Consider the following 11,878-nt stretch of genomic DNA (forward strand, 5'->3'; position numbering starts at 1 on the left):
CACGGTGCAGCCTTATGTCAACTGAACCCAACCCATCCTCTGATTCGCTATCGGTAGGGCAGCAGCGCCGGCAAGCCAATATCTTATTATTGCGGTTGCAGTGGTTGTTTCTTTTATTATTAGCCATAGCTTTAGCTTGGCTTTATATTAGTCAGCAGCGCTTTGAAAATCGTATCATAGAGCGTTTACAAAATAACGAGCAAGTCGTCACTCGCCTAAACGAGATGGACGATCGATTGTTTGCCATCAGTCAACAAACGGTCCCTGTGCCAGTAGCGCCAATCGGCAATCAAGCACAAAACCAGTTGGATTTATTGCGTATTCAAATGCAAGCGGCCGACAGGTTATTGACAGACAATAACTATAGTGCGGCTATCGACTTGTTAAAAGGTCTACAGTGGCAGCTCTCACAAAGTAGTAATGAGATTGCACCAGCATTAACTATCGTCATAAAACAAAGCTTGAGTGAAGATATTGAACGCTTGCAAGCGCGTAGTGCTCAGCCGAGCCAATGGCAATTACAGAGCTTAGCTATTCAAGATATCCAAGCATTTTTACACCGTTATGACAGCCATGAGAGTATAAATAATAGCAATAACAGCGCTAGTAACAACGATCAGAGCAATAAGTTAACTGGCATTAATAAAAGCGTCTCATTGACTAAACGGCAGCTTACTATTCATGAAGTCATTATGACTCTGAATTTGGCCATACAAGCTAGTAATATGCGTGAGCCTGATCAACTAAAAAGCTACTTGCGCCAAGCTCGTATGCAGCTACAAACGGTAGCAGGCCCTGTCAATTCTGCTAAAGCCGATAGTACCTCAAATGCTCAATTAGCAAAAAGAGATAAAGCTCAGGATCTGAGTAATACCGATAAGCTAGCTACTACCAAAGCGCCAGCTAATATTACTGAGGTTATCGCTTGGCTAGATCAATTGCTAGCTGATACGCCAACCACTATACCGCTATTGACAACGCAAGTTTTGGATCAGCGTCAAAAATAATAGCTAAGATAAAAAAGCAGATTAGTATAAAAATGCTTGAATTAAAAAGGCACGCTAACTTTAATTAGCGTGCCTTTTTTAGAAAGGGGAGAAAGGAGTATTTGATCTTAAAAGCGTCAATTAGTCTTTGTTTGGTGCATTGACAAAATCGACCACGTTCAAATCAAAACCCGACAAAGCATAAAACTTCATTGGCGATGAAAGCAAGCGCATATCGCGTACCCCTAAATGACGCAATATCTGCGCGCCAACCCCAATACTGCGATAAGGCTGCTGCGTAATAGTCGAGAGCGACTCATTGCTAGCGGCTTTATCTAGAGCATCGCCAAGATCGACAGGCTGATGACTACCAATCCATACCATGACTCCGCGTTCTGAGGCGCTGATCTCTTCTAGAGCAGATTGTATGCTCCAGCCGCTACGGCCCGTCGTATCATTCTTAGCAGCAAATAAATCTCGTAGAGGGTGAAAACCATGGACGCGTACGGTACTGACGCCCGCACTAACATCACCTTTGACTAAAGCTAAGTGAGTCTCGTCGGCACCAAACTCGCGAAAACGGTATAAAGTAAAAGTGCCATGTTCCGTCTCGAAAGGTTGTGAGCCAATCTCTTCAACCGTTTGCTCATTAGCAATACGATAATTAATAAGGTCGGCAATAGTACCAATCTTTAGATTATGCTCTTTGGCAAAAATCTCTAGATCATCGCGGCGCGCCATCGTGCCATCCGGGTTTATAATCTCAACGATAACTGCGGCAGGCTCAAGTCCTGCCAAACGCGCCAAATCACAGCCCGCTTCAGTGTGGCCGGCGCGATGTAACACCCCGCCATTTTGCGCCATAATGGGAAAGATATGCCCAGGCTGAACGATATCTTCAGGTTTGGCTGAGGAGAATACCGCCGCTTGAATGGTGCGCGCACGATCAGCAGCAGAGATACCAGTAGTCACGCCTTCAGCTGCCTCAATAGAGACAGTAAAGTTGGTACTGAATTTGGCTTCATTACGATCTGACATCAGCGGTAAGGCTAATTGTTGGCAGCGCGCTTGCGAGAGAGTCAAACAAACTAGGCCGCGAGCGTGAGTGATCATAAAGTTGATATCTTCAGGGCGCACATGGGTTGCTGCCATAATAATATCGCCTTCATTTTCGCGATCTTCATCGTCCATCAAAATGACCATTTTGCCAGCGCGAATATCTTCGATAATCTCAGGAATTGTATTTAAACTCATAAAGGTCTCTATATTTTTTATTGGATTAAGGGGTAAAAATACTGTGCGTCATTGTAACAGTAGATGCTTATAAGTGCTGTACTGACTAGTAATCATTGCTAGCGGCTTGATCCTTGAGCCACTGCATAAACTGCTTGCTATGCTGCTCGCGCTGGTTATCAGCATACTCATAAAAGCGAGTATCCGCTAAATTATCCGGTAAATAACTTTGCGCGTAATAGTGATTAGGATAATTATGCGGATAAGCGTAGCCTGCGCCGTAGCCTTCGTTGCGCATCAGCTTGGTGACGCCATTGCGCAGATGGAGCGGCACAGGAGAGGCGTCTTTTTCAGCCAAGCTCATTGCCGCATTGATGGCTTTGTAAGTGCTATTACTCTTAGCGCTAGTAGCTAAATAAACCACCACCTGCCCTAGAATAATACGCGCCTCAGGCATACCGATAGACTGTACGCTACGCAGCGCCGCATCAGCGAGCAATAGCGCATTAGGATTGGCATTACCAATATCTTCGCTCGCCAAAATCACCAAACGCCGCGCGATAAAATCAGCAGGCTCACCGCCAACGAGCATGCGTGCCATCCAGTACAGAGCTGCGTCAGGATCAGAGCCGCGTACCGACTTTATCATCGCTGAGACGATATCATAGTGCTGCGCGCCATCTTTATCGTAACGCACCAAAGCGCTTTGCGCTACGCGTCCGACAATCTCATTATCAATGATAATAGGGGACTGCTTCGGATCAGCGGTCTGTACCGCAAGCTCTAATAAATTCAGCGCCTTTCTAGCATCACCATGCGCAAGTTCACTGATAAAATCTGATGCTTGCATCTCAATATCTAGCGTTTTTAGTAACTGATCTTGATTAATCGCCCGCTGCAAGACTGCGGTTATTTGCTCGCTATCAAGCGGCTGTAGACGATAAACTTGGCAACGCGAAAGCAAAGCATTATTGACGCTAAAAGAAGGGTTTTCGGTAGTCGCGCCAATTAAAGTAATATCACCCGCTTCTACCGCCCCTAGCAAGGCATCTTGCTGCGCCTTATTAAAACGATGAATCTCATCAATAAACACGACTGGCGACTCAAAGCTTAACGAATCATTAGTTTCTAACACTTCGCGTAGCTGTTTGACGCCCGTATTTAGCGCTGAGAGTGCATGAAAGGGGCGACCGACTGCCTCAGCTAGTAGCATAGCGATAGTGGTCTTGCCAATGCCTGCTTCTCCGTGCAATATAATAGAGGACAGATGGTTTTGCTCAACCAAACGCCGTAGCGGTGCATCCTTTGCCAATAGATGTTCCTGACCGATGATGTCATCTAAACTAGTAGGGCGCATCCGCTGGGCTAGAGGCGTATCAGCATGAAAGGCAGACATAAAACTCCTAACGCTTACTATAGTAAGTATTAAAGTTATAGTAATAAAAATGAAAGGTGAAGGTTCAAAAATAGCGTTTATATTAGATATTAGGGCACATTAACCATTCACAAGTGGACTGATTTTAATTTTTCTGTCCTAATGACTGATACAAAATATCGATAATATAATGGCTTCAAATTCAGCAAAGGTCTTTTTATACTTATGTCTCGCTATTCTCAACAAAAACGGTCTAAGTTGTTATTTAAATTAAAGCAGACTTTACCACGCTTTGAGCAGCAGTCGCGCGTTTTGACTAAGGGCGAATGTGTGCTGGCACGTTCAGTTTTTGGCGATAGTCTTCACTTGCAAGATATACGTCTAAAAACCGCGTGGTGGGTGCTAAAAAATTATGCCGTTAGCCCTAATGGTCATATCTATTTTCATCCTAGCAACTGGATAAGCGATTTTAGCCAAGCGCCTTTAGGCAAAAAAAGCTGGCTGATCCATGAGCTCACTCATGTTTGGCAATGGCAACAAGGGCTAAAAGTAGTACGCGGCGCGGTCCTTAATCGCCGTTATCGCTATCATTTAAAAGCCGATAAACCCTTTTTTAATTATGGTATCGAGCAACAAGCAAGAATGGTACAAGATTACTTTATACGGCGTCAGCTAGGACAACCTTGTCAAGATTTGGCTGCTTGTATTCCTTTTTTGGCGGCTACTCCTAGAGATTTTAGTGCCAACAACAATAGCAACAGCAACAACAGCGATAGTGCGTTCAAGCTTTAGCCTTCAGCTTACGATTGATAATCGCTATGATTAAGACGATTAAGTCTTTTATAATTAGAAATACACTCCGCGCTAACAAGGAACAAGTTAGTAAAGCAAAATAGTGGTTTTAGACGCTACTTAGCTATGAGATTTGCGCTGTTAATTAAGGATATATTTTCTGATGTTTAATTTATTACTCTTTAAGTTTGAGGCTAACGCTGATAATAATCATAAATTACAAACCCACTCTATTGGCGATACAAGCAACAAGGCGGCGAGTCGCTCTAAAGCCTATTATCGTCAGTCGCTTAATGTATCGGTAGCTCTAATATTAGCAACCTCGCTACTAGCTGGCTGTCAACCCCCATCTTCGGCAGAAAATGAAGCGGCTCAAACTGAAGAGCAACTGGCGCAAGAGGCAGAAACAGTGGTAAAAAGCGATTCAGCCGCCGCGCATATAAAGCAGCTACAACCAGTATATGTAGAGCAGATGCAAAGGCTACAACGCCGATTGCAAGCAGAGTATGAGTCCTTGCAGGCCGCTGATATGACCACTAGCGATACTGATCTGTTACTTAACGATACGAATGGCACTGAAGCTACCGAAACCATCAATACTACCGGTGCCAATCAGTCGAAAACCGCTATTAGCAGCTCTGAGCCAAACCTTACTAAGACGGACTCTACTAGCAAAGCTAATAATGGAGTCGATAATGATAACGCTAAAAGCACTTTAAATGACATAAGTACTGAAGCGGACTTATCTGCTAGCACAGAAGTTGGCGCACGTGATTTGACGGTATTGAGACGTATTAGTGCCGAACCGCGAGAAACCACTATCTTGACAGAAAAGCAAATCATCGATAGTTATCAGCGCACTATTGACGCTCTTTATCAGCCAGCCTCAAAGCCTCTTAATAGTGAAGAGACGGATACCTTAATCAATATCGCCGCGCTAATACCGCAGTTGTTTGAGCATCCTGAGCTTGCCGATAGATTAAACGCCAAAAGTCCGGCGCTGGCTCGACTTATTGTGCAGCACCAGATTTGGGAGCAAATCGAAGCGCGTCAAGCCAGTTATATGCAAGAGATGAAAATCGCTCAGCAGCAAGAATTTGAGAGCTTGATGGCCAAATTTAATGAAACCATCAAAGACTATGATGAACAAATAGCAAAATATGAGCAGACGCTAAAAGAGTTTGAACAATGAGCAGTCATTAGCTTTATTTGATAAATGCTTGAGCATAAAAAATCCTGCACATTGGCAGGATTTTTTGAAACTTATAACGACTGCTGCTTATTTGCGGTCTTCAACTTTGACAAAATCGCGATGCGTAGGGCCTGTGTATAACTGACGTGGGCGACCGATTTTGAACGGTGCGCTATGCATCTCGATCCAATGACTGATCCAACCAGAGGTACGAGCCAATGAGAAGATAACGGTAAACATTGAGGTTGGAATACCGATAGCTTTTAGGATAATGCCAGAGTAAAAATCAACGTTTGGATACAGATTACGCTCGATGAAGAACGGATCTTCTAAAGCGATTCTTTCAAGCTCCATAGCTAGCTCAAGCTTAGGATCATCAATACCTAGCGCTTCTAACACTTCATCGCATGCTTTTTTGAGGACTTGAGCACGTGGATCGAAGTTTTTGTAGACACGGTGACCAAAGCCCATTAGTTTGACTTCACGGCTTTTCACTTTTTCCATGAACTCTGGAACATTCTCAACTGAACCGATCTCATCTAGCATCTCAAGTACTGCTTCGTTAGCGCCGCCATGAGATGGACCCCAAAGGGCGGCGATACCAGCAGCGATACAAGCATAAGGGTTTGCGCCAGTAGAGCCGGCTAGGCGTACTGTAGAGGTCGAAGCGTTTTGTTCGTGATCGGCATGCAAAGTAAAGATTTTGTCCATGGCATCAGCAAGGATTGGGTTTACTTTGTAATCGACATCAGCAGGAGTGGCAAACATCATGTATAAGAAGTTCTCAGCGTAGCTAAAGTCGTTACGCGGATACATGAACGGTTCGCCCTGTGAGTACTTATAGCTCATAGCCGCAAGCGTTGGCATTTTTGCGATCAGACGAATAGCGGTGATCTCGCGATGATCTTCATCGCTAACGTCTAGTTTATCATGATAAAAGGCCGATAAAGCGCCAACCACACCGACCATAATAGCCATTGGATGCGCGTCGCGGCGGAAACCTTCAAAGAATTTACGTAACTGATCATGAACGCCGGTATGCTTACGAATCTTATCAAAGAAATCCGCTTTTTGTTCACTGTTTGGTAGCTCGCCATGAATAAGCGCGTATGCGACTTCTAAGTATTCAGCGTTGTTGGCTAACTGATCGATAGGGTAGCCGCGGTATAGTAGCTCGCCTTTACCACCATCGATAAAGGTAATTTTTGACTCAACAGGGGCTGTTACTTTAAAGCCAGGATCATAAGACCAAAAACCTGAATCTTGTAATTCGGCAATATCTATAACAGGACGACCCAAAGTGCCCTGAATAATAGGAAGTTGGTATTCCTTACCATTTGCGGTTAGTTTGGCTTCATTATTTGACTTAATGTTGTCAGCCATAATTTCCTCTCCATTGTATTAGCTTGTTAATGTGAAATTGACGCCAGTGATGACATCATAACGTTTTGAATCGTTCCTGACCAAAAACTTGCCGTCATAGCAAAAAATACAAAGCAAACCCTCAGTCTAAACGAGTTGACCAAAAAGACGTTTCTAAAATTAACTACTGCATTATTTGAGCTATATTAGCAGTAATTTAGTAAGAGTTGAAAAGACTTTTATCAGCAAGCGCCCATTTTATAGGCATTTAAGACAGCTGCAAGGATTATAAGTTGTATCAAAATATGTCCAATCTGTAATTTGAGGTAAATTTAGCGTTTTGCTAAGACTAGAATAATGCAGACTAACTGCAAAAAAACGCCATTAAGAAATAAGTAACATCATAAAACAGTTAGGTTGTCGAGCCTCGTAACAAAGATAGATAAACGGGCAAAAACATACCCTCTATAGCGGTAGACTAAAAGGCTAAATTTATTTTACAGAGCAGAGCCTCTCAGTATCGACATTTATCTAAGCATTATGATATTGCTATGAGTTAGGTTTTTGTGAAAATAACAACAATAGTCACTATTTAGGGGATAAATTTGTAATTAGTCGTCAGGCATTTTATAATTGGCACAATTTAACTGGCATAAGCTTTGTTAATGTTGGTGCACGCTTATCGAGATTAGCTATCCGTAATAAGGTTTACTAATGTTTTGTTACGATTAAGACGCTAATTTAAAGGTTTAAAAGCGTTTAAGACTTGAATGTTATTGTTATTTATTCTATTTTTAGAATGGTGATCGTGAAGTTGTTCTTAATAAAGATGACCTTAAGTGTTATCTTTTTTTACGTTTTTAAATAATCGTAAGAGCAGCTCAACCATAATCAGACTATTATGTTTAACAATCACAATGTAACGTGCATTTAGCAAAGTCAGCTAGCTCTTCCTTATTTTATTCGTTCTACGTAGTGTTAAGTGCGTTTGTTAGACGATTAGCAAACCATAAGCAGCTACTAGATATAACCGTAAAAGGATGCCCGCTGTGAAAAGCAACCGACCTATTGATCTGCCTTTAAGCCAAGTGATTACCATAAATGCTAAGTCACCGATTGCAATTGCTTCGATTATGCATCGTATCTCTGGCATTGTGCTGTTTTTACTTATCCCTGTCATGCTTTGGTTATTACAGACCTCTTTGGCTTCGCCTGAGAGCTTTGCAACCGTGTTTGATAATGTGTTAGTGCGTTTTGTAGCATGGATCTTTGTAGCTGCCATCTCTTATCACTTCGTAATGGGTGTAAAGCATCTACTTGCTGATGTAGGAATGCACGAAGAGCTAAAATCAGGTCGCACTGCGGCAGTGGTTAGCTTTGTGATTGCAGCGATTCTAATTGTCGCGTCATTTGTATGGGTGATGTTCTAATGATAAAAAATAATTCAGGAGTAAAAAGCGCTACTGGTCTTACCGGTTCAGGCTCACGCGATTGGGTAGTACAGCGCTTTGGTGCCGTAGTACTAGCTACTTATAGCTTAGTATTACTAGGATATTTTTTGACTCATAGCGGTGTAGGCTATGTGGAATGGTCTGCCTTTATTACTAGCTTACCTATGCGTTTATTCAGTTTAGTCGCCATTATTGCGCTAGCAGGACATGCTTGGGTAGGTATTTGGACGGTTTTGACCGACTATGTCAAATCAAGCGGACTGCGTTTATTATTACAAGCCTTGATGGTAGCCGCTATTTTGGTTTACGTATTTTGGGGCATCATGATATTTTGGGGCAATGGCTTCGGAGTTATCGCCGTATAATTTTTTGGGCAACTTTTAGACAAAGTGGTGGGTCAGCTGGATAGTTTTAAGGTTTTTGATACTTTGCTAAATAACTTAGTTATGACAGCAGCGCCCACGCTCTAAAAACCGTTTGGTCAGATTTAATGCTTTAAAAACCGTAGGTTAATAACCATATAACTGACACGGATACTTATATTTTAATCTTATAACAGATAGTAGATAGCCCTTGTAGTTACTTCGCTGGCACCCTGTATAGATAAAACAGGCGCGAGCATAAACCGGCATTAGGAAAATCATAATGGCAACAAGACAAGATAATACTATTAGCAACATCAAAACCCTTAATTACGATGCGGTTATCGTTGGCGGTGGTGGTTCAGGTATGCGTGCCTCTTTGCAATTAGCTGAAGCAGGTATGAATGTTGCGGTCATCACCAAAGTATTCCCAACACGCTCTCATACTGTTGCCGCTCAGGGCGGTATTGGTGCAAGCCTTGGTAATATGAGTAATGATAACTGGCATTTCCACTTTTATGACACTGTAAAAGGCTCAGACTGGTTAGGCGATCAAGACGCTATTGAATATATGTGCCGCGAAGCGCCAAAAGTCGTTTATGAGCTTGAGCACATGGGTATGCCTTTTGACCGTAACGAAGACGGTACTATTTATCAGCGTCCTTTTGGTGGTCATACTTCAAACTATGGCGAAAAAGCAGTACAACGTGCTTGTGCGGCGGCTGATAGAACCGGTCACGCGTTATTGCATACTTTATATCAAAAAAACCTAGAGCAAGGAACTCAGTTCTTTATTGAGTGGATTGCGCTAGATTTGATTAAAGACGAAGACGGCAATATCAATGGTGTTGTCGCTCTTGAACAAGAAACAGGCACGGTAGCTGTTTTCCAATCGCCGATTACAGTACTAGCTACTGGCGGCGCGGGTCGTATCTTTGCAGCTTCCACTAATGCTTATATCAATACTGGTGACGGTATCGGTATGGCAGTGCGTGCAGGTGTCCCATTACAAGATATGGAGTTTTGGCAATTTCACCCAACCGGTGTCGCCGGAGCTGGCGTACTATTGACCGAAGGGTGCCGCGGTGAAGGTGCTATCTTGCGTAATAAAGATGGCGAAGCCTTTATGGAGCGTTACGCCCCAACGGTTAAAGATTTGGCACCGCGTGATTTGGTTTCTCGCTCAATGGACCAAGAGATCAAAGAAGGTCGCGGCTGTGGACCAAATGGCGATTATATCGTTATGGATATGACCCATTTAGGTGTTGATACCATTATGAAGCGTTTGCCATCGGTATTTGAGATCGGTAAAAACTTTGCTAACGTCGATATCACCAAAGAGCCTATCCCAGTTATTCCAACCATTCACTACATGATGGGCGGGATTCCGACGACTATTCATGGTCAGGTCATCACTCCTAATCTTGAAGCGGGTCCTAATGAAGAGGGCTTATATGCCGAAGGAACCATCGTCAAAGGTTTGTATGCTATCGGTGAGTGTGCTTGCGTTAGTGTCCACGGTGCTAACCGTTTAGGCACCAACTCGTTACTGGATTTGGTTGTCTTTGGCCGCGCTGCTGGTAAGCATATCGTTGATGAATATCATCATAACGATCATAACTACAAGCCACTTGATACTCACGTCTTAGACTTTACCGTTAGCCGTTTGAATAAGCTTCAACAGTCAACAGAAGGTTATAACGCTCAAGATGTGGCTGATGAGATCCGCGCTATTATGCAAAAGCACGCTAGTGTGTTCCGTACGCAAGCGATGATGGACGAAGGCGTTGAGAAGCTTTTGGCTTTAGGTGAGAAGATTGACAATATTCATCTTGCCGACAAGTCGCAGGTCTTTAACACTGCTCGTATCGAAGCTTTTGAGGTAATCAATTTATACGAAGTAGCCAAAGCAACAATGATCTCAGCAGCTGCTCGTCATGAGAGCCGCGGTGCTCATAGTGTAGCGGATTATGACCGTCCTGAAGATGATGATTATGCGCCAAACGGCCGTAATGACCATGACTGGATGAAGCATACCATTTGGTACTCTGATGATAACCGTATTATTTATAAGCCAGTACGTAAAGTTCCATTGACGGTTGATTATATCGAACCAAAAGTTCGCGTTTACTAATTCGTTATTAGTTGAACTTTACTGGCACTAATAGCTATAAAAGCGTTAGTGCCGCAAAATTATATTTTTAGTTGTTTTATGCCGATTACTGCCAGCTACAAGTTACTATCAAGGCTTACGCTAAGATAATGAAGTGCTTGTATGCCAGCCATCACTAAGTGTGGAGTTTAGCAATATGAGCCGAGGTACTCGCACCATCGAAATCTATCGCTACGATCCTGACAAGGACGCAGCGCCGCGCATGCAAACTTATACGATTGAGCTATTAGAGTCTGATCGTATGTTGCTTGACTTACTATTACGTTTAAAGAAAGAAGATGAAACCATCACTTTCCGCCGTTCATGCCGCGAAGGCATTTGTGGCTCTGACGGTATGAATATCAATGGTAAAAACGGCTTAGCATGTCTCATTAACATGAATACGCTACCCGAAAAAATCACTATCCGGCCGCTACCTGGCTTGCCTGTGGTACGTGATTTAGTAGTAGATATGAATCAGTTCTACGAGCAGTACGAAAAAGTACATCCTTATCTGATCAATGATCAGCCAGCGCCGCCAACGGAGCGTTTGCAGTCTCCTGAGCAGCGTGAGCAGCTAAATGGTCTGTATGAATGTATTCTTTGTGCTTGTTGTTCAACCAGCTGCCCTTCGTTTTGGTGGAACCCTGATAAGTTCTTAGGTCCATCAGCATTACTACATGCTTATCGCTTTGTAGCCGATAGCCGTGATAATGATACGCAAGCTCGTTTGGCGCGTTTGGACGATCCGTTTAGTTTATTCCGTTGCCGCGGTATCATGAACTGCGTATCGGTTTGTCCAAAAGGTCTGAACCCAACCAAAGCTATCGGTCATTTACGTAATATGTTGATTGATCAAGCAGGTTAACTCTAAGCCAATAGCTTTTATAAGTCACAAAAAAACACCGTCTTAGGTTAAGGCGGTGTTTTTCGTTTACTAGTATTGGATGCAAAGTAGAAAGATAATCACAAA

General features: G+C 43.1%; 10 protein-coding genes. 7 read left to right on the top strand and 3 right to left on the bottom strand.

The window, feature by feature from the left end; genetic code table 11:
* Positions 1-14: 14 nt before the first annotated feature.
* Complete coding sequence (locus tag M0N77_RS12245) at positions 15-1,007, top strand: hypothetical protein (RefSeq protein WP_353105447.1); 993 nt, start codon at positions 15-17, stop codon at positions 1,005-1,007.
* A 120-nt stretch (positions 1,008-1,127) separates the two neighbouring features.
* Here M0N77_RS12245 and ribBA read toward each other — a convergent pair whose 3' ends face one another.
* Positions 1,128-2,240 (bottom strand): bifunctional 3,4-dihydroxy-2-butanone-4-phosphate synthase/GTP cyclohydrolase II, encoded by a 1,113-nt coding sequence (ribBA, locus tag M0N77_RS12250; protein ID WP_353105448.1) that lies wholly within the window; start codon positions 2,238-2,240, stop codon positions 1,128-1,130.
* Positions 2,241-2,325: 85 nt separating this feature from the next.
* Positions 2,326-3,615 carry a replication-associated recombination protein A gene (locus tag M0N77_RS12255; RefSeq protein WP_353105449.1) on the bottom strand — a complete coding sequence of 430 codons (1,290 nt, stop codon included), beginning with the start codon at positions 3,613-3,615 and terminating at the stop codon, positions 2,326-2,328.
* Between the two features lie 204 nt (positions 3,616-3,819).
* On the opposite strand from M0N77_RS12255, the gene M0N77_RS12260 reads away from it, so the two are divergent.
* Together M0N77_RS12260 and M0N77_RS12265 are read left to right on the top strand one after the other, a co-directional pair.
* Positions 3,820-4,386, top strand: a complete 567-nt coding sequence (locus M0N77_RS12260) for a type IV secretion protein Rhs (RefSeq protein ID WP_353105450.1) — start codon at positions 3,820-3,822, stop codon at positions 4,384-4,386.
* Between the two features lie 163 nt (positions 4,387-4,549).
* Complete coding sequence (locus M0N77_RS12265; RefSeq protein ID WP_353105451.1) at positions 4,550-5,578, top strand: hypothetical protein; 1,029 nt, start codon at positions 4,550-4,552, stop codon at positions 5,576-5,578.
* Between the two features lie 87 nt (positions 5,579-5,665).
* Here M0N77_RS12265 and gltA read toward each other — a convergent pair whose 3' ends face one another.
* A complete protein-coding gene (gltA, locus tag M0N77_RS12270; RefSeq protein WP_353105452.1) occupies positions 5,666-6,961 on the bottom strand; it encodes a citrate synthase in 1,296 nt (431 codons plus the stop codon).
* Between the two features lie 1,019 nt (positions 6,962-7,980).
* Between gltA and sdhC the strand changes: the two genes are divergently transcribed.
* From sdhC to M0N77_RS12290, 4 genes are all read left to right on the top strand, one after another.
* Complete coding sequence (gene sdhC / locus M0N77_RS12275; RefSeq protein WP_353105453.1) at positions 7,981-8,370, top strand: succinate dehydrogenase, cytochrome b556 subunit; 390 nt, start codon at positions 7,981-7,983, stop codon at positions 8,368-8,370.
* A 2-nt stretch (positions 8,371-8,372) separates the two neighbouring features.
* A complete protein-coding gene (gene sdhD, locus M0N77_RS12280; RefSeq protein ID WP_353105642.1) occupies positions 8,373-8,756 on the top strand; it encodes a succinate dehydrogenase, hydrophobic membrane anchor protein in 384 nt (127 codons plus the stop codon).
* A 280-nt stretch (positions 8,757-9,036) separates the two neighbouring features.
* Positions 9,037-10,887, top strand: coding sequence for a succinate dehydrogenase flavoprotein subunit (sdhA, locus tag M0N77_RS12285; protein ID WP_353105454.1), 1,851 nt, complete (start codon positions 9,037-9,039; stop codon positions 10,885-10,887).
* A gap of 175 nt (positions 10,888-11,062) precedes the next feature.
* Positions 11,063-11,773 carry a succinate dehydrogenase iron-sulfur subunit gene (locus M0N77_RS12290; protein ID WP_353105455.1) on the top strand — a complete coding sequence of 237 codons (711 nt, stop codon included), beginning with the start codon at positions 11,063-11,065 and terminating at the stop codon, positions 11,771-11,773.
* The last annotated feature ends 105 nt before the right edge of the window (positions 11,774-11,878 follow it).

This window comes from Psychrobacter sp. AH5, from assembly GCF_040371085.1.
GTDB lineage: Bacteria > Pseudomonadota > Gammaproteobacteria > Pseudomonadales > Moraxellaceae > Psychrobacter.